This is a genomic window from Paracoccus litorisediminis (genome assembly GCF_009711205.1).
Classification (GTDB): Bacteria; Pseudomonadota; Alphaproteobacteria; order Rhodobacterales; family Rhodobacteraceae; genus Paracoccus; species Paracoccus litorisediminis.
This window is the reverse complement of the sequence record NZ_WMIG01000006.1, coordinates 201320-220239: the sequence shown is the minus strand read 5'-3', so window position 1 is coordinate 220239 and position 18920 is coordinate 201320. Positions and strand designations below refer to the sequence as shown.

Annotated in this window: 17 protein-coding genes and 2 pseudogenes; 2 read left to right on the top strand and 17 right to left on the bottom strand. The window is 63.0% G+C overall.

Features of this window, described 5'->3' with window-relative positions; genetic code table 11:
- The 10 genes and pseudogenes from GL300_RS13645 to GL300_RS13600 all read right to left on the bottom strand — a co-directional run.
- Positions 1-330 (bottom strand): annotated as a pseudogene (locus GL300_RS13645) (transposase); the annotation flags it as partial.
- A gap of 81 nt (positions 331-411) precedes the next feature.
- Positions 412-1755: pseudogene (locus tag GL300_RS13640) on the bottom strand (integrase core domain-containing protein); the annotation flags it as partial.
- A gap of 453 nt (positions 1756-2208) precedes the next feature.
- Entirely contained in the window at positions 2209-2742 is a 534-nt protein-coding gene (locus GL300_RS13635; RefSeq protein WP_155040181.1) for a 2,4'-dihydroxyacetophenone dioxygenase family protein, read from the bottom strand.
- 27 nt (positions 2743-2769) lie between these two features.
- On the bottom strand, positions 2770-4473 hold the full coding sequence (locus GL300_RS13630) for a thiamine pyrophosphate-requiring protein (RefSeq protein WP_155040180.1): 1704 nt from the start codon (positions 4471-4473) through the stop codon (positions 2770-2772).
- 18 nt (positions 4474-4491) lie between these two features.
- A complete protein-coding gene (locus GL300_RS13625; protein ID WP_155040179.1) occupies positions 4492-5943 on the bottom strand; it encodes an aldehyde dehydrogenase in 1452 nt (483 codons plus the stop codon).
- A 24-nt stretch (positions 5944-5967) separates the two neighbouring features.
- Positions 5968-6681 (bottom strand): ABC transporter ATP-binding protein, encoded by a 714-nt coding sequence (locus GL300_RS13620; RefSeq protein ID WP_155040178.1) that lies wholly within the window; start codon positions 6679-6681, stop codon positions 5968-5970.
- Complete coding sequence (locus GL300_RS13615) at positions 6674-7402, bottom strand: ABC transporter ATP-binding protein (protein ID WP_155040177.1); 729 nt, start codon at positions 7400-7402, stop codon at positions 6674-6676. Before GL300_RS13615 ends, GL300_RS13620 begins: the two co-directional genes overlap by 8 nt.
- The gene (locus GL300_RS13610) at positions 7399-8346 is read right to left on the bottom strand and encodes a branched-chain amino acid ABC transporter permease (RefSeq protein WP_246195176.1); all 948 of its coding nucleotides are present in this window, start codon (positions 8344-8346) and stop codon (positions 7399-7401) included. The genes GL300_RS13615 and GL300_RS13610 overlap by 4 nt, the downstream gene beginning before the upstream one ends.
- Positions 8343-9215, bottom strand: a complete 873-nt coding sequence (locus tag GL300_RS13605) for a branched-chain amino acid ABC transporter permease (RefSeq protein WP_155040176.1) — start codon at positions 9213-9215, stop codon at positions 8343-8345. The genes GL300_RS13610 and GL300_RS13605 overlap by 4 nt, the downstream gene beginning before the upstream one ends.
- 69 nt (positions 9216-9284) lie before the next feature.
- On the bottom strand, positions 9285-10505 hold the full coding sequence (locus GL300_RS13600) for an amino acid ABC transporter substrate-binding protein (RefSeq protein ID WP_246195175.1): 1221 nt from the start codon (positions 10503-10505) through the stop codon (positions 9285-9287).
- A gap of 213 nt (positions 10506-10718) precedes the next feature.
- On the opposite strand from GL300_RS13600, the gene GL300_RS13595 reads away from it, so the two are divergent.
- Positions 10719-11567 carry a helix-turn-helix domain-containing protein gene (locus GL300_RS13595; RefSeq protein ID WP_170297669.1) on the top strand — a complete coding sequence of 283 codons (849 nt, stop codon included), beginning with the start codon at positions 10719-10721 and terminating at the stop codon, positions 11565-11567.
- Here GL300_RS13595 and GL300_RS13590 read toward each other — a convergent pair.
- The 7 genes from GL300_RS13590 to GL300_RS13560 form a co-directional block, all read right to left on the bottom strand.
- Positions 11564-12436: an aldose epimerase family protein gene (locus GL300_RS13590; protein WP_155040173.1), complete on the bottom strand. Its 873-nt coding sequence runs from the start codon at positions 12434-12436 to the stop codon at positions 11564-11566. The genes GL300_RS13595 and GL300_RS13590 overlap by 4 nt on opposite strands.
- A 72-nt stretch (positions 12437-12508) precedes the next feature.
- Positions 12509-13384, bottom strand: a complete 876-nt coding sequence (locus GL300_RS13585) for an SMP-30/gluconolactonase/LRE family protein (protein WP_155040172.1) — start codon at positions 13382-13384, stop codon at positions 12509-12511.
- Positions 13385-13435: 51 nt separating this feature from the next.
- Positions 13436-14203: a trans-aconitate 2-methyltransferase gene (gene tam / locus GL300_RS13580; protein ID WP_155040171.1), complete on the bottom strand. Its 768-nt coding sequence runs from the start codon at positions 14201-14203 to the stop codon at positions 13436-13438.
- Positions 14204-14205: 2 nt separating this feature from the next.
- Positions 14206-15273 (bottom strand): 4-oxalomesaconate tautomerase, encoded by a 1068-nt coding sequence (locus tag GL300_RS13575; RefSeq protein ID WP_155040170.1) that lies wholly within the window; start codon positions 15271-15273, stop codon positions 14206-14208.
- A 63-nt stretch (positions 15274-15336) separates the two neighbouring features.
- On the bottom strand, positions 15337-16008 hold the full coding sequence (locus GL300_RS13570; protein WP_155040169.1) for a 4-carboxy-4-hydroxy-2-oxoadipate aldolase/oxaloacetate decarboxylase: 672 nt from the start codon (positions 16006-16008) through the stop codon (positions 15337-15339).
- A 3-nt stretch (positions 16009-16011) separates the two neighbouring features.
- Positions 16012-16962, bottom strand: a complete 951-nt coding sequence (locus GL300_RS13565; RefSeq protein ID WP_155040168.1) for a VOC family protein — start codon at positions 16960-16962, stop codon at positions 16012-16014.
- Positions 16962-17696 carry a PIG-L deacetylase family protein gene (locus GL300_RS13560; protein WP_155040167.1) on the bottom strand — a complete coding sequence of 245 codons (735 nt, stop codon included), beginning with the start codon at positions 17694-17696 and terminating at the stop codon, positions 16962-16964. Before GL300_RS13560 ends, GL300_RS13565 begins: the two co-directional genes overlap by 1 nt.
- Positions 17697-17945: 249 nt before the next feature.
- On the opposite strand from GL300_RS13560, the gene GL300_RS13555 reads away from it, so the two are divergent.
- Positions 17946-18917 (top strand): TRAP transporter substrate-binding protein, encoded by a 972-nt coding sequence (locus GL300_RS13555; protein WP_155040166.1) that lies wholly within the window; start codon positions 17946-17948, stop codon positions 18915-18917.
- Positions 18918-18920 lie beyond the last annotated feature (3 nt).

The window sequence follows — 18920 nt, the reverse complement described above, 5'->3', positions numbered from 1 at the left end:
TGCGGATCGAGACCGCCCAGTCTGCGCACATCCCGCGAACCAGTTCACGCGACCGTTCCGGCTTCAGAGCTTTCGCCGAACGACGTCCTGCAGCATCTGCCGGTCGAGCGTCAGATCCGCCACGATCTGTTTCAACCGCGCGTTCTCGTCCTCAAGCTGCTTGAGCCGGCGCATCTCATCGGGCAGCAGCCCGCCACACTTCTTCTTCCAGGCGAAATAGGTCGACTGGCCGATCCCGGCCTTCCAACAAATCTCGGCAACTGATGTGCCTTCCTCGCCCTGCTTCAGAATGAACGCCTTCTGCGCTTCCGTGAACTTCGATGCCTTCATCGTTTTCAGTTCCTGTCCCAGCCGGGGAAGGTTAGCCGAAAACTCTAGCTTCAAACGGTCCAGTTTCGAGGGGGCAGAGCATCTGATCTTCTCCCTTTCTGCCAGGATTTTGCGACCTCGCCCGAAATAGGCATCTGCCGGGGGCAAGTTACCGAGACTCTCGTGAAGCCGATGGTTATTAAAATGATCGACAAAGGCGTCGATCGCTTCTTCGAGTTGGCCATGAAGGTGGAAGTTCTCAGCAGGATCCGGTTCTTCAGCCTCTAATGCAAGCGTTCGATCTTGTCTTGGGTCTGGGGATATCCGGGGGTGCCATGGACCTGTTCCACGCCCCTTTCCTCAAGCCAGTCGGCCAGATCCCCCGCGATATAGGCTTCGCCCTATCGGAGAGCAGGCGCAGCTTATGATGAGGCACGGCGCTGTTCTGAAGCATCCAGCGCCTTGCCTACGGTGCTGGTCACGTCAGCCACCTTCATGTAGGCGCAGGGTGGCCAGCCGACGATGTGAGTCAGGAATAGACGTCGAGAGATTGAACCAGCCCCAGCCGATGACTTTTAGATAGGTGAATTAGGTCTGCCACATCTGGTTCGGCGCCGTAGTCTTGTTCTGCAACTTCTCGCCAGCCTTGATCACGATATGGGCGGGCTGGTGATCAGGCATGCGCTTTGAGCATCCAACACACGGAAGCTTCTGGAAAAACTTTTGGTGCCTGCAAATTGCATGGTTAATTTCCGTGGCGACGGTTCGTTCGGGGCCATGCCTGGGACGATGGCGGACAGGCCCTCACCATCCAGGGCCCTCTCGATGATCTGGCCCCGCACCTCATCCGGAATACAGTTCCAGACCTGGCTCGTCCAACTTGACCGTCCTCAAGCCCTTCAGGGCCGACTGACGCGTACAGATCATACGTAGCGATAGGGGGCTGGAATCCCCAGCTTTGCCAAGGTTTCTCACATCGAAAGATCCGCCCCCTCAATCAGCCGAATGATTTCGACCTTCTCCAAAGCGGGATATCTTATTCGTCGCAGCCCTCAGCCCCGTTCATGCATTTTTCAGCAATCGGTTCTCGAGGGCGAGATCGACGACGACCTCTTTCAGCGCGGCGGCCTCGGGGCGCAGGTCTTTCACCTCGGCACTGTTTGCCTGCCTGACTGTGTGTCTCCCGCCAGACGCCTCTTTCCATTCGGCATGACCTTGAACCGGTGGCGGTCATGCCTCACCGAGGAACTTCTTCGATCGACTGAAATAGCCGCTTTGGGCGATCCCTTATCGTCGGTACAGTTCGGCAGTGCTGTCCTTGTCGCGCAATCCAGCTAACATAATCCGGACCTTATCCTCGGCCGAGTGCACCTTTCGCGTCGCGCGGCAAATGTCTCTCACTGAATGATCGGCAGCAGCTTTCTGATCGACGGTTTTCGTGCCTATATTCGCTCCTTGAACGCTAAGATGAGCAAGAAACCCCGCTTGCCATCAATCAAATAGATCTGTCCCGTAGGCCCTGATGGCAGGCACTCAGGACAATCCGGTTTTGGCCCAATGATCAGTCTCGCATCCGCCAGTTCGACGTCATCGACAAAACCAATATGGAGCCGCTGACGACCTCGCGACTATGGCGCAGTTCCTGAGTTCTTCGCGGAAGCTGTCAAAGGTCGGGTTGTTGCCCTTGGTGCACGTCTCTCGAAGCGATGGCTTTCAGCGCAGCCTTCCCGATCATCGGCGATCCGATAAACTCTGTACTTGCAGCCCCAAAACGCCACTTCAATGCAACGCCTTGATGGACACCCCTGATTGCAGCATCCGTGCCGATAAAATCGTGCTTCAGATAGCACACTCGCTACGCCGGCCGGGAGGCCGCCGGGTAAGCTGCGGAAGCAGGCCCTAACGGAACAGGCTGTCGATGTAGCCACGGCCCAACCCAACTTTGTCGTAATGGTTGCGGCAAAGCTCGATGTAGTTGTGCACGTCGAAAAATCCATTCGGTTCGCCTGCCTCGTCCAGCCAGATCAGCGGGCCGGTGACTTGAAAGAAGACCCGCATCGGCTCGTCATGTTCATAGGCGATCAGCGTGTGGCCCTCGCCGGGCGTCTCGTAAACGAAATCGCCCGCTGTCGCGGTCCAGTCATGCTCCAGATAGCCCCATTTCCCCGAGATCGTGTAGGCAAAGACCTCATGCGGGTGATAGTGGCGGTTCACCAGACCCGCGCTTTTCGCCATCAGGATGTCACACCACTTGTTCTGCGTGGGTGATATCCACAGAGGACGGGACGACACCGTGTCGGTGAAGGGCACATAGTAGCGCTCATCTTCGGTTGGGGCATTGGCCATGTAAACTTCGGGAAGGGCGTCCGGCTGAAAGACCCGAGTGATTGGCTTCAGGTCTTTCCAGAACTCCGTGGTAGCGCGTTCCGGCATCTTGCTCTCCTGTAGGCGGGAATGGGCTTAGGCGCGTATCTGGATGTCAAGCAGTGCAGGGCTACCGCTGGCGATCTGGTTGAGTGCTCGAGCGATTGCGGCGGACAACGCATCGCCATCCTCGACACGCTCGGCATGGGCGCGGCTGGCGCATGCGATCATGGTGAAGTCGGGCAGGGGCGCCAGCGAGGTCAGTGGCATCCGGTTCGCCCGTGCGGCAAAGCCATCAGGGTAAAGTCCGGTGACGGACTGCCGCACTGCCCCCCATTCGCCGTTGTTCAGGATCATCACCAGGACAGGCAGGCGCAGCGCCTCGGCTATCTGATGGCAGGCGACCGGGTTCGAAAACATATAGGACCCGTCGCCCATTGTCGCGACCACCAGTCGCGAGGGATCGGCCAGCTGCATCCCCAGTGCCGCAGGGAATGACCAGCCCAGCCCGCCGGAATGAGGCTCCTGATACCACGCGCGATGATCGCTTAGTTTCATCGGGGGCAGGGGGCAGCCGAGTTCCGACAGAACGGTGGCCTTGCGGCCGTCCAGCACACGCGACAGGCACAGGCTGACCCATTCCTTGGTCATCGGCGCGCCGCGTCCGGCCTCGGCGCGTTTCAGAACCGTTTTGCGTGCTGCTGCGTTACGGGCGGTGACCTGCGCGACCCTTTCTACGGTTCCGGCAGTTCTGACCAGCATCGCCATTGTATCCCGCAAGGCGATCAGTCCCTGATCCAGATCGCAGGCGATGGTCAGATCCGAACGGAAATGCCGTACCGGTGATCGCTGAAACAGCGGGTCCTGACCCATCTGGATGACCTTGCAGCCCGGTCGCAAGGGATGGATGTCTGGTGACCACGGCGCCAGCGCATCCAGCACCAGAATGACATCTGCCTGGGCCAGCAACGGTGCCGGATCCGGTTCCGCCGCCATCGGATGATCTGTCGCCATGGCCAGCTGGACGGCCCAGTATTGGCATACCGGAATGCCCCAATCCCCGGCCAGTTCAGCCAGCGCGGCAAAGCCCTCGGCCGAGCCCGCACCGCGTTGGGCAAAGATGACCGGATGGCTGGCACCGGCCAGCAGCCGCGCGACCTCATGGATTGCCGACGGGTCGGGGAAATGCAGGGCAGGGGACATCGAGGGCGGCGCATCCAGTCCCTCGACGGGGCAGGGCTGGCACAACACCTCTCGTGGCAGGCTGACATAGACCGGGCCACGTGGGGTCGAGCTGGCAATGGCGAAAGCGCGGTCAACGGTCGGTCCGACATGTTCGGGCACGCGCAGCTCATCGTCCCATTTCACTGCCTCGCGGACCAGCGCCGTCTGGTCGCGCATTTCCTGCCCCCAGCCGATCGGCACAGTGCGAGAGCCGAAATGGCCCTTTTCGGTCACTGGCGTTCGACCGGAAAACAGCAGGACGGGAATATGCTCGGTTGCGGCGTTGATCGCGCCAATGGCGCAATTGGCCAATCCCACATTCGTATGCGCCATGACCGCCTGCGGTTGCCCCGTCGCCAGCGCATAGCCATGCGCCATGCCCATGGCCGCGCTTTCATGCGGGATGACGATGGCGCGGGGCAGGGGGACGCGCTGTGCCTCGGCCTCGGCCAGCCCCTCGATGATTGGCGGGAAGTCCGTGCCGGAATTGGCAAAGATGTAATCGACGCCAACCGCCTTCAGCCGGGCCAGCAGCGCGCCTCCGGCGGTGATCGTCACGGGCTTTCCGTCATCCATGGCATCCCCCAGCTGTTGTCAGATCGGGTAATGGATCGGGCCGTCCTGAATGGTGATCCAGCGCAGCTCGGTGAACTCGGCGATGCCTGCCTTGCCGCCGAAGCGCCCATAGCCCGAGGCCTTGACCCCGCCAAAGGGCATCTGCGCCTCATCATGGACGGTCGGGCCATTGATATGGCAGATGCCGGATTCGATCCGCCGGGCCACGCTCATGGCACGGTTGATGTCGCGGCCAAAGACCGCCGCCGACAGGCCATATTCGGTGTCATTGGCGATCCTGACCGCCTCGTCGATCGAGCCGACCCGGATCACCGAAACGACGGGGCCAAAGCTTTCCTCGCCGTAAAGCCGCATGGCGGGGCGGACATGGTCGATCAGTGTTGCATCAACGATGGTGCCGTCGATCCGTCCGCCAGCGACCAGCCGCGCGCCTTTTGAGACCGCATCCCGGATCAGAGAGTTGATGCGCTGTGCGGCGGCGGCATCGACGACCGAACCCAGTGGCGTATCGCTGCGGCGCGGATCGCCCGCCTTCAAGGTTTCCACCTTGGCGGCAAGTTTCCCGACAAATTCATCAGCAATGGTCTGATCGACCACAATTCGTTCCGTTGACATGCAAATCTGGCCTTGGTTCATGTAGGAGCCAAAGGCCGCCGCTGCGACCGCCTGATCCAGATCGGCATCGTCCAGCACGATGAAGGGCGCCTTGCCACCCAGTTCCAGCAGTGCGGGCTTCAGGTGGCGACCGGCGGTTTCCGCGATGATCCGGCCCACACGGGTCGAGCCGGTGAAGTTCACCCGCCGCACGGCGGGATGGGCGATCAGCGCCTCGACGATCTCGCCCGCGTCCTCGGGTGCGTTCGAGATCGCGTTGACCACGCCAGGCGGGAAGCCCGCGTCATGCAGCGCGTCCACGATCAGGCGATGGGTGCGCGGGCAAATCTCGGACGTCTTCATGACCACGGTATTGCCGCAGGCCAGCGGGGTAGCCAGCGACCGGACCCCCAGAATGACCGGCGCGTTCCACGGTGCCATGGACAGCACCACCCCGGCAGGTTGGCGCACGGCCATCGCAAGGCTGCCGGGCCGATTCGAGGGGATGACCTCGCCCGCGATCTGGGTGGTCAATGACGCGGCTTCGCGCAGCATGTCCGAGGCGAGCTTGACGTTGAACATCGCCCAGCCTGCGGTCGCGCCGGTTTCCTCGGCCATGGCCAGAACGAACTCTCCGGCGCGTTCCTGCAGCCGGTCGGCGGCAGCGTTCAGCAAGCGGCGACGCTCACCCGGTCCGGTTGCCGACCATGCCGGAAAGGCGCGGGCGGCTGAATTGGCGGCGGCGCGGGCATCCTCGACCGAGGCCGCGGCAACCGTCGTCGCCAATTCGCCCGAAATCGGGTTCAGCCGTTCAAAGCGGCGGCCTCCGGCGGCTTCGACCTCGGCATTGTCGATCTTCAGTCCCAGCATGTTCATCTCGGTCTCCTTCCGGGGATTCTGTCAGGCCGTGGCGCCAAGGAAGGCGCGCTTGACGGCGGGGTCGTTCAGCAATTCTGGGGCAGGCCCCTCGCCGGTAATGCGCCCGGCCTCGGCAAGATAGCCGCGATCGGCGATGGCCAGACTCATGCCGACATTCTGCTCGACGATCAGCAGCGACAAGCCCGTCTGCCGGATCCGGTCGAGGCTGCGAAACAATTCGCCCACGACCACCGGTGCAAGGCCAAGGCTGGGCTCGTCCAGCATCAGCAGTTCCGGTCGCGACATCAAGGCGCGGCCGATCGCAACCATCTGCTGTTCGCCCCCGGACATGGTGTTGACGAATTGGCGGCGACGCTCGGCCAAGCGGGGGAACAGGCTGAAGACCAGCTCAAACCCGGCCTCACGTTGGTCCCTTGCGCGGCGGGCATAGGCCCCGAGCGCTAGATTTTCCGCCACCGTCAGATCGCCAAAAATCCCGCGCCCTTCGGGAACCAGTGCGATCCCGGTTTCCAGCACGTGATGGGGCGAGGCAGTCTGGATCGGCACGCCGTTGAAGCTGATGCGCGCGCCGGGATCACCGTGCACCAACCCGGCGATGCTTTTCAGCAACGAGGATTTCCCCGCCCCGTTCGCGCCTAGGATCACCACGGTTTCGGCCTTGCCGACCTTCAGCGAGACCTTGTCCAGCGCCACATGGCGGCCGTAATGCAGGGACAGGCCCTTCACCTCAAGCATGCTGCTCTCCCAGATAGGCGGTGACGACGGCGGGATCGGACAGGGCCTCGGCGGTGGGCGCGTCGGCGATCTTGATCCCGGCATTCATGATGACGCAGCGCCCGCACAATGCGCGGATCGCCTCCATGACATGCTCGACCATCAGAATGGTGATGCCCGAGGATTTCAGCCCGCGGATCAGCTCGATCCCGGTCTGCAGCTCGGTCGGGTTCAGTCCGGCCAGCCATTCGTCCAACAGCAATAGCTGTGGGTCCGCGGCCAGCGCCCGCGCGAGTTCCATGCGCTTCTGGTCGATATAGGTCAGGTCGCCGGCTTGTTGGCCCGCGCGATGGGCCAGACCCACCTGCTCAAGTCGCTTCAGCGCTTCAAGCCGGGCCGCCTCGCCCCATAGACGCTTGCGGCCAAAGGCCAGCGCCACGATGACGTTTTCCGTCACGCTTAGCGAGGGCAGGGCGCGCACCAGTTGAAAGGTCCGCGCCACCCCTTGTCGCGCGATCTTGTGCGGCCCCAGCCCCGAAAGACGGGTATCGGCCAGCGCGATCTGCCCGTCCGATGGCGGCAGATGCCCCGAGATCATGTTCAGCACCGTCGTTTTGCCCGAGCCATTAGGGCCAAGCAAACCCACGATCTCGCCCTTGGCCACCGAGAAGGACAGGTCGTTGACCGCAACCAGTCCGCCAAAGCGCCGGGTCAGCCCGGATACCTGAAGGAACGGGCTCATTTATGGACCTCGGCGGGTTTGGCGACAGGCAGGCGGCGCGCCCAGCCTTTCTCGATGAAATCCAGAACGCCGTTCGGCAGAACAAAGACGATGGTGATAAAGATCAGCCCAAGGATGATCGAGTAATGGTTCGGGAAATTGGCCGAAAGCCACTCGAACAGCAGGAACAACGGTACGGCACCAAGGATTGGCCCCATCAGCCGGTTCGCCCCGCCCAAGAGCGCCATGATCAGCGTCAGGAAGGATACCGTCGGGTTGAAGGCGATCGACGGCTCGACATAGGTCCAGCGCGGGGCCTGAATCGCGCCGACCAGCGTCATGATCACCGCACTCAGCGCGAACAGCCCCAGTTTGACCCGTGCGATGTCGATACCGCTGTGGCTGGCCACGACCTCATCCTCACCGATGACCTTCAGGGCCAGCCCAAGGCGGGAACGGCTAATGGCCCAAGACATCGCGAATGCTGCGGCGGTCAGCGCCAGAAGCTGCCAGTAGATGCCCTCGGGCGTGACCGGCAGGAAGATGTAGCGGCCGAGCGTGCCGGTGATATTGACCTCATACCAGGTGACGAGCTGACGGATCAGTTCGGCCAGACCAAAGGTGAAGATCACGAAATAGACCCCTGCCAGCCGCAGCGTCGCCAGCCCGACGACCAATGCCACCCCAAGGCCGATCAGCCCCGCGACCAGAAGCAGCAGCGGATAGGCCAGTACTTCGCTGAAGACGGCGCAGGTATAGGCACCGATCCCGAAGAAGGCGACGGTTGCCAAGGACACATAGCGCGTCGGGCCCGAGAACAGAGCCCAGCCGATCGCCAGCGCGACATAGCCCAGCATCCCGATCATCAGCGTGATGCCGTAGGGGCTGGCAAAAAGCGGCAGCAGTGCCAGCGCGGCGATGACCGCAATGAACGCGCTGATTTCCAATAGAAAACGCGGCGTCAACGAACCGCCCTCCCAAACAGGCCGGTGGGTCGCCACAGCAGCACGGCCAGAAACAGGCCATAGGTGGTGGCCAAAGTCAGGCCGGGGTCGACATAGGTCGCAACCATGGTCTCGGCCAGTCCCAGCAGCAGCCCGGCGGACAGCGCACCAAGAATATTCCCGACGCCGCCCATGATGACGATGATCAGCGCCTTCATCGTGAAAACGACGCCCGAGGTCGCGGTAAAGGTCTGATACATCGAGATCACGACGCCGCCCGCCGCCGCCAGCGCGCCCCCCAGCGCAAAGGCCATGCGTGCGGCGCGCTCGACATCGATGCCGACCAGCGGGGCCGATCCGGGCGCGACCGCGACCGCGCGCAATGCCGTCCCCCATAGGGTGCGGGTCAGGACCAGATAGATCGCAGCCCCCAGCACCACAGCCAGAACCAGCGCCAGCAGCCGGTTCGCCGCCAGCCTTGTGCCAAAGATCTGCACGGCGTCATTGAGATAGCTGTAGCTGGTGAAATTCGCGCCGAACGTCACCAGCAGAAGGCCCTGAATGACGAAAAGCAGCCCGAATGTGGTAAGGATCGAGTCGATCTCCAGACTCGCGGCATTCCTTGCGCGGCGGACCAGCGGGGCCATCAACAAGCCATAAATCGCATAGCCAAGGACAAATCCGCCGGGCAGGGCGATCAGCAGGGCCCAGACCGGGCTGATCCCGGCATAGGTGAACAGCGCATAGGACAAAAAGGCCGCCACGATGATCAGCTCGCCATAGGCCAGGTTCATGATCCGGGCGATTCCGTATTGTAGCGTCAGCCCCATGGCGAGCAGCGCATAGGTTCCGCCAAGCACCAGCCCGGACAGAACGGCCGTGACGAGCATCACACCTTCTCCTTCGATCACTTCCTGCAAGGGCCGGATGGTCCGGCCCCTGCCGTGTCAGGGATGCAGTCAGGCCTTTTTCCAAGACTGGCGCGGAAGAACCAATTGGCTGGCGCCGGCGCGGTCGCCAGGCGCGATGCCGACGAACTGGCCATTCTGCCATTGCCCAGTCCACCACAGCTTGCGCAGTTGGTTGTCCTCAAGCTTGGTCTCACCCAGCACGGTTTCGAAGCTGCCGGAGGCGATCTCGGCGGCCACGGCCTCGCGGTCCAGACCCTTGCGGCGGATCGCTTCCTGCAACATTTGCAGGCTGGCATAGGTGATGACGCTGCCCCAGTAATCGGGGGCGATGCCGGTCACGGCCTCATGGCGCTTGCGGTAATCGGCATTGGCGGCATTGGCCGGATCGATGCCGCCCAGGCTGAGGATGCCGGTCGCGTTCTCGCTATTGTTCTTGGCATAGACCGGAAAGCCGGTGCCGACGCCCAGATAGAGCAGCTTGGGATTGAAATCTGCGACTTGGGCCTGCTGGGTGATGGCAAACGTGTCCGGCGGATACGAGAAGGCCACGAAGCTGTCGGCGCCGCTGGCCTTGGCCTCATTGATCATCGGCGTGAAATCCGAGGTCCCGACCGGGTAGGTCTTGTCATAGACAACCTCGATCCCGGCTTCCTCAAAGGCGGGGCGGGCGGCGCTGACCAGATCGATCCCGAACCCGTCTGCGACCGAAACCATTGCGACCTTGCCGTTCAGTGTCCCGGCCTTGCCCGCATCGGCCATGATCGCGGCCAGCGCTTTCGCATAGTCATGGCCACCGCCCAGCATCCAGAAGCTTTTCTTCCAGCGCTTGACGAAATCCGGGGCCTTGTCCGTCACCGCCGAGACTGCCAGTTGCGGATAGCCGTAGCGGTCGAACAGGGGCGCTGCGGCCAGGTTGAAACCCGTGCCCCATGGGGCAAGGATGAAGTCGACCTTGTCCTCATTGGCCAACCGCTCGATCGCGCGCACGACTTCCTCGGCCGAGGAACGGTCGTCATATTCGACGATCTCCAGTGGCAGGCGGCTGCCATCGGGCAGCTCAAGTCCGCCTGCATCCTGCACGTCCTTGGCCCAAAGCAGGTAGTTCGGCAATGTGGTGATGCCCGCCCCGCCTGCATTTGGACCGGTCTTGGAAATCGCATAGCCGATGCGGATGGATTTGCGCTCCTCGGCCCATGCCGCACGGCCAAAGCCGGTGGCAACCGTCACCGCGGCAACCGCACCCGTTCGCAGAAGAACTCTGCGTTTCATGCTGATCATCTTGTTTCCCCTCCCCCTGTGATCCGCATGGCGCGGACCCTTGGCGCATGGAATCCGGCTCCCCTCCGACTTCCTTGCTGTCGATAAGGATAGGCCCGCGCATCAGCCGCCAGAATAGACTTCTACAAGAGATATTTGTATTTTTCACGGACCATGACTCACTCCACTGCACCTGCATCCACCCCGTCTCCCGTACCGCCGCCCATGTCCGAGCCGCTCGAGGCGCGGCTGTTTCTGGGCAGTCTGCTGCGCACGGAATGGACCTTTCGCGGCGGACGAAACCGGATATTTGTGCTGGTTTCGGGCAGCGGCTCGATCCGGTTGGGCCAGCACGAGGTCAGGCTGGACGGACCCGCCATCGTCTTTCTTCCGGCGGGCGAAACCGGCGCTATCGTTTTCGACGCCGGGGCCGAGGGCGGGGCCGTCTCGGCGCAGGATTCGCTGCTGGCTTCGGCCATGCCCAGTGGCGCGCTGTTCGTGCCAGTCCGCGATGCCATTGGTCGCCCGATCCTTGGCGCGGCGATCACCGTGGCTGACGCGCGGCGACTGGCCGCGATGCTTGGCGCGATTGAGACCGAATTGCGCAACGATGCACCCGGCGCGCATGAGGCTGTGCGCCATCACCTTGCCCTGCTGCTGATCGAGATATGGCGGCTGGCCTCGCCCCTGACCGAAGTGTCACGCGCCACCCCGCGCAGCGTGGTCCGCGGTTTTGCCCATCTGGTCGAGCTTCATGCCCGCCAGCATTGGCCAGTTGCGGAATACGCACAGCTTCTGGGGGTGACGCCCGACCGGCTGAACACCGCAATCCGCCGCGCCACCGGACGTTCACCGATGGAATTCATCAACCAGCGCCTAGCCGCCGAGGCGATGCGGTTGCTGGACCAAAGCCCGCTGCAGATCGGTGAGATCGCCGAGACGCTTGGCTTCAGCGATCCGGCCTATTTCAGCCGCTTCTTCAAGCGCGAGACCGGGCGTTCCCCCCGCGCGCATCGCCTCGGCGCGCCGGCCCGGCGACCCAGCACCTCGACCAGCTACGCCGCCTGGCCTTAGGTCCTGCGCGCCGTCAGATGCATCCCACCCTGCAGGTGTTCGCCTGGCATCAGCACGGTCATCTGCGCATCCTCGCCCAGCTCGGGGCGGTTCACGGCATCGGGCAGATGGCTGACCGGTTCGACGCAGAAAACCGCGCGGTCGTCGGGGTTGAAGACATGCAGGTGGCGCAGCGCGCCGGTGGCGGTCAGTTCGACCTCATGTCCCGGCCAGCGCAGCACCGCCCGCCGGTCTTGCCAACCGGCAAAGCTGGCATCCAGTCGCGGCAACAGGTCCAACGGTTGCTGGTCCGCCGCCGACATGCCCGCAACGGGCTGCGTCTGGGGCAGGGGAAGGCCGCGTGCATCCTTTACATGCGCCCCGATCGCCTCAAAGGCCAGCCGGGTCTGTCGCGGCTTCGGAAACCATGGATGCAGGCCGAAACCAAAGGGCATGGCACTGTCGCCGAAATTGGTCATCGTCAGGGTGACGGTGATGCCGTCAGCCTCAATCGCGATCTCTTGCACCAATTCAAACCGCCAAGGCAGATCGGGTTCGTTCAATAGCAGAACCAGCCGTGCAAAATCTGGGCGATGTTCGGCCACGAGCCATTCCCGATTGCGGGCAAAGCCGTGGATCGCCATGTCCTCGGCGGGATTGTTGATCGGCAACTGGAAGCTTTGCCCGTCAAAGGCGAAGCGCCCGTGATCGATGCGATTGGCGAATGGGGCCATCACGAAGCAGCCCGCCTTCAACCCGGCCTCGGGCGTAACCAGCGGCTCAAGGATCGGCAGCCAATCGTCGCCATCCCGCCAGTCCGCAGTCAGGATCGTCGCCCCCAGATCGGGATCGACGGTCAGGCGGTAGTGGTCAGTTTCAAGCGCGATCATCTGCGGCTCCGGCTGGAATGCGGTCTGCGGGCGACCCTAGGCGCAAGGCGGATGGCGGGCAAGGCGGGGTCGTCACAACCCCTTCATCCGCTTGACGGGCACGCCCGCGACCGGACTGTTAGCCAATATCAATCCGCCTGACCACGGGGCGGCGGCAAGGGTCTGGTCGGGCCAGCGCCGATGCGAGGTGACAGCAATCTGCCGCAGTCCATCGCCACAAAAACAGGGCATGGTCGGCCCCGGAACCGGCATGGGCAGGCGCTGCAGCACTGCGCCGTCCCGGTCGTAGCGGTTCAGCACCCCGGCCGAGACACCCGCACTCCAATAGCCACCCTCGGCATCCGTCGCCCCGCCATCGGCACGGCCCTGGGCATCGTCCAGATCGCGCAGGCGGATGGGCGCGCCCAGTCCGCCCGTCTCGGGGTCGAAATCCCGCCGCTCAAGCCAGGACAGCTGCGAGTCACTGTGAAACATCGTGCGGCCATCGGTGCTCCAGGCCAGCCCGTTCGAGGTCAACAGTTCCTCGGCCCTGATCTCGGCACGTCCCGTCATGTCGATGCGATATAGCCGCGCGGTTTGCGCGCGGTCGGGCGCGCCATTCATGCTGCCAACCCAGAACGCTCCGTCCGGGCCGACCTTGCCGTCATTCAGCCGCGACGCTTTGGATTCGCTGAACCCAGACCACAATGTCTCCTGTCCGCCGGTTTCGGGGTCGAACAGCACCACCTCGCGTGCCAGTGCCACGACCAGCCGGCCGCTGTCGCATAGCCCCAGCGACGCTACCTTGTCGTCGAATTGCCAGACCCGACGTGGCCCGTCCTCCAGGCCGACCTCATGGATGCGCGCGCCCTCGATGTCGCACAGGAAAATCGCGCCGCGCCTTGCGTCCCAGACCGGGCTTTCCAGCAGCGTACCCCGCAGATCGGCAATGCATCGAAACGGTCCCATCCTGCCCCTCCTGGCGGTTCGCCCCCTGACTAGGAAAAGCTGGGTGCCGGATCAAGCCCGACTGGCGACAAGGAAGAACCGAGGAAAAGCCAGTAACGCGCGACCATCGCATTCCGGGTAAAATGGCGCGATTTCCTCGCGATAGGTCAGCAGGAACTGCCGCCCTTCCTCCTCGGTCAGCGCCTCAAGATAGGGTCGCAAAGCTGAACCCTTGAACCATTCGACGATGGCATCCACGCCTGCGAGTTCGAAATGATAGATCGTGCGCCAGACATCCACCTTGGTGCAAAGCGGGCGCAGCAGGGCATGCAGCCGATGCGCCGGAATCAACGGCTGACGCCGGGCATTTGCCTGAACCAGCCGTGCCGACCAACGCGGGTGCGATGCAACCTCGCGCATCGCGCGATGCGAAGGCTCGTCCAGATTGTCGGGCATCTGCACCGCCAATGCGCCACCCGGCGCGACCAGATCCAGCAGATGTGGGAATAGCGTCTCGTGATCATCGACCCATTGCAGCGAGGCATTGGCAAAGATCAGGTCAGGCAGCACTTCTGGCAGCCAATCTTCGATCCGCGTCATCTCAAAGCGGCATTCGGGCAGGTTCCGCTGCGCCGTCGCGATCATGTCAGGGTCGGAATCCAGACCGATAACCTGTGCTTCTGGAAAGCGCTCGACCAGCAGCGCGGTCGAGTTTCCGGGCCCGCAGCCCAGATCGACCACCTGACCGGGTGCCTCCAGCGGCACCGCATGCAGCAGGTCGCGGGCGGGCCGCGTCCGGTCGTCCAGAAACCGTGAATATTGCGCGGCGCTCCAGCCCATGTTCATCCTGCCTCGTCGCGGGGATAGACATGACCATCGAACAATTTGCGGGCGGTGCGCAAGGTGCCCGCACCGATGATCCGTCCCTCGGCATCTTGGGTGATCAGCACCTCGGCAGCCCCCGTTGGATGCTCGATCAGATAGCGGCCATCCGTCGGCAGAACTGCCAGATCCGCCGCGGGCGATCCTGGCAGTGTACAGGCGGTCGCCACGCTGACCGCAGCAAAGACTCCGATCGAGGCATGGGCGCGATGAGGAATGAAGCTGCGCGTGTTGATCGTCCCACCTTGCACAGGTGCCGAAACCAGTGTCATCTTGGGCGCGGATTTATCCACCACATCCCCAAGTCGCATCAGGGGCCCCGCCTGCATGCGTATGCCCTCGACCCGTGCCCGCAGCGCGGCATCAGCCTCCAGTTCCTCGCGACTTTCCTGCCCGGTCAGGCCAAAATCGCTGGCCCGCATGATGACGCAGGGCATGCCATTGTCGATCAGCGTGCACTCCACCCCAGCAATCACATCCACCAAATGGCCGGTCGGCAACAATGCGCCACACATCGATCCGGCAATATCCTGAAACATCAGCGGGATCGCGGCCGCCGAACCGGGGACACCGTCAATGGCGGCGTTGCCCGAATAGTCGACCCGACCGCCCGGCGTTTTCACCAGCGCCATCGCGACTTCACCCGTATTCAGCATATGGATGCGGACCGGGGTCTGACCGGGTTGGGCTGAAACCAACCCGCGCTCGATCGCGGCAGGCCCGACCCCGGCCAGAATATTCCCGCAACCCTGCGCATCCGAAACCAAAGCTTGGTCGACAAAAACCTGCAGGAACAGGTAATCTACATCGGCATCCGCACGCGATGAAGGCGACAGCACCGCCACCTTTGAGGTCAAGGGATCGCCCCCGCCTATCCCGTCGATCTGGCGCGGATCGGGACTGCCCATGATCCGCAGCAGCAGCGCGTCCCGCTCGGGCGCGGCTTCCGGCAAATCCGAGGCCAGAAAATACGCCCCCTTCGAGGTCCCGCCCCGCATCCACAGGCAGGGAATGCCAACCTCGCTCATTCGCCCCTCATTCTTTCTTGTACAAATATCCCGGGGGTTCGGGGGCAGCGCCCCCGGCCTTTCTCAGACATATTTCAACCCTTTGGCCTCAAGTCGGGGGCGCATGTCATAGATGTCGAGCCCCAGTTCCCCGGCCGCCAATCTTTGGCGTTTGGCCTCTTCGGCATCCATGCGCTTGCGCACCGCCTCCAGCACGGTTGCGGCGTCGACGCAGCGGACGACGCAAACCCCGTCATCGTCGGCGACGATTACATCGCCGGCCTCGATCGCCTGCCCGCCGCAGACAATGGGCACATTGACCGAGCCGAGCGTCTCCTTGACCGTGCCCTGTGCGCTGATCGCTTTGGACCAGACCGGAAAGCCCATCGCGGTCAGGTCGCGGATATCGCGCACGCCAGCATCGATCACCAAACCCCGGCACCCCCGTGCCATTGCACTGGTCGCCAGCAGGTCGCCGAAATAGCCATTGTCGCAAGGCGAAGTCGGGGCGAGGACCAGAATGTCCCCCTCGCGCAATTGTTCGATGGCGACATGCAGCATCCAATTGTCGCCGGGCGGTGCGCTGATCGTGACCGCCGAACCTGCGATGCGCGCGCCCGACCAGATCGGGCGCAGATAGCTTGCCAGACAGCCGATACGCCCCTGCACCTCATGCACTGTCGCCACTCCGGCTTCGGCGAGGCCAGCGATGACCGCGTCATCGGCACGGGTGATGTTCTGAACTACCTTGGCCATGGCTCAGCCTTTCTGCACGGGCGGCGTGCCGTGGGTGTGGAATGTCTCGATGGTTTTCAGCCCCCAGGCCTGACCCTTCCTGCGGTCGGCCTCGGTCCAGATGATCGGCTGCCAGTCGGGGGCAAGGATCAGCCGCGCCCCGGAATTGGCCAGCTCCACCCGGTTGCCAGCTGGCTCCCATACGTAAAGAAAGAACGTCCCCTGAATGGCGTGCTTATGCGGGCCGGTCTCTATATGGACGCCGTTCTGCAGAAAGATGTCGGCGGCGCGCAGGATGTCCTCGCGCTGGTCGGTGGCGTAGGTCACGTGATGCAGGCGTCCCTGACCGCCGCCATGCTCCTCGGTGCAGGCCAGATCATAGGTCTTGTTGTTGACGGTGAACCAGCAACCGCCGATCCGGCCATTGTTCAGCTGGATCATCTCGGTCACGCGCGCGCCAAGACAGGTCTCCATGAAGCGCCGGAACTCGGCCACATCCGAGGCCAGCAGATTCAGGTGGTCGAGCCTGCGCGGCGCGGCCCCGGTAAAGGCGCTGGCGGTGTTCTTCAGCGCGGCGCGTTCAGCTTCTGGGGCCTGATACCAGACAGTGTCGTAATAGATTTCGAAGACATGACCGAAAGGATCTTCGAAGCGAAAAGCGCGGCCATGCGATTGATCGCCATCCACCCAGCCGTGGACCTTGTAGTCCGAAGCCTCGATCGCGGTGACGCGACGTGCCAAGGCCTCGGGTGAGGCCGCCCGATAGGCAACATGGCCGATGCCGGTCCGATCCGCCCGCGCCAGTTTTAGCGAGGCATGTTCGTAATCGTCCCAGGCCCGCAGATAGGCGCTGCCCTCGTCGCGCCCCGACAGCTTCAATCCATAGACACGGGTAAAGAAATCAAGACTTTCGTCGAAGCGGTCGGTCAGCATCTCGACATGGCCGAGATGCGCGATGTCATGGCAGGCATCCATCACAGTTCATCCACCGTGCGCGGGAAGACCGACTGGAACCCTTCGGCATAGTGCGCCTTGCGCCCGCCCGACTGGCCGCCCGAATTGCGCATGAAGTGGTTGGCGCGGTTCTCGGCCACGCGCGTGTAGTATTCCCACAGATGCTCCTGCCCCTCCATGCATTCGATGGCGGCGCGCTTCTTGTCCCAGACGGGCGTGATGTCGAGGAAGGTGTCGGGCTTCCAGCTCATCTGCTCGGTCTGATGCGGCTCGAACAGGTATAGCTGGGGCGCGCCCAACACCTTCTCGCCCGGGTTATGGCCCCAGGCCTGGGCGATCATGCGGCATTCCAGCGCCACCTGCGTCGCATACATGTGGTCGGTGTTATAGGGGTCATACTGGCTGTGGCTCAGCATGAAACTGGGCTGGACCTTGCGGATCACGTCGACCAACCGGAACTTGTCATCCTGCGACAGGTGCAAGGGATAGTCGCCCAGATCGAACTCGATCAGGTCATGCACGCCCAAAGCACGCGCGGCACCCTCGGATTCAGCGCGGCGGGCGGATTTGACCTGTTCCAGCGTCATGCCGGGGTCTTTCCACAGCTTCGCGCTTTCGCCCCGCTCACCAAAGGACAGGCAGACCACGGTGACATCATAGCCCATCTCGGCATGCAGCGCGATGGCGCCCCCGCAGCGCCAGACGAAATCCGCGGCATGGGCCGAGATGACAAGGGCGGTTTTCTTGGTGGTCATTCTTTCCTCCGGATCGGTTGCCCGCAAACTGTCCTTCCTGCTCCGGATGCGCAAATTGGAAGGGCGGGGCACGCGATAAGTTTGTGCTATAGATGTATTTGATTATCCGACACCATGTCAGTCAAATCATAACAGCTATAGCGCAAAATTATGGCGAGATGACGGCTTTGAATTGGTCGCGGGCCGGCTGGCCGCCGTAACCATCCCCCATATGCGGGCGAAAAACGACCCGCCAACGGGAGGAAAGACATGAGATCCGCTTTCAAGCTGGCTGCTCTTGCGCTGGCGCTAGGCACTACCGCCACGCTGGCCGAGGAACTGAAGTTCGCCAACTTCATGCCGCCGACCCATCCCTATGTCGCGGGCGCATTCGATCCTTTCGCCAAGGCCGTCGATGAGGCCACCAAGGGCGAAGTCACCGTCAAGCTGTATAATGGCGGCGAATTGGGCGCCGGCCCGGTCGAGCAATATTCCCGCGTCGTCGATGGCGTGGCCGAGCTGGCAGTCTCGCTGCCCGGTTATACAGCCTCGCAATTTCCGCTGACGCTGACCGCCGAGCTGCCGGGGATGCTGGACGAGGCGACCGGGACCGAGACCTTGTGGAAGCATCTGGGCGATTTCGACCACGACTATCGTCGTGTGCAACTGGTCGCATTGTGGTCCAGCGCCGAAAACCTGCTGTTCACCCGCGACAAGCCGGTCCGCAATCTGGCCGATGTAAAGGGGCTGAAGGTCCGCGTGCCCTCGCGCAATACCGGCCTGCTGGTTGAGGCATGGGGCGGCACGCCGGTCTCGATGCCGGTGTCTGAAATCTACAACGCCATGCAGACCGGCGTGATTGACGCGGCGATGATCGATGGCACGGCGGTCAGTGCCTTCAAGCTGTCCGAGGTGGCGAATTACATCACCAAGGGGATGCAGACGACCAACTCGCCCTTCTTCATCATCATGAACCGCGACGCCTTTGACGCGCTGAGCCCCGCACAGCAAGAGGCGGTGAAAGCCGCAGGCAAGCAGGCCTCGCTGGACGGGCAAAAGGTACAGCTGACCGTCGCCGAAAAGGGGCTTGCCGCCTTCGCCAAAACCCCGGGCAAAGAGGTGATCACGCTGGACGCCGCTGCGGTGGCCGAATTCGATGCCGCCGCCGCCAAGGTCACGGAAACGGTGCTGGCCGGGACCGATGGCGCGCAGGCCGTGGCCGATGCGCTGAAGGTCCGGTAAGCC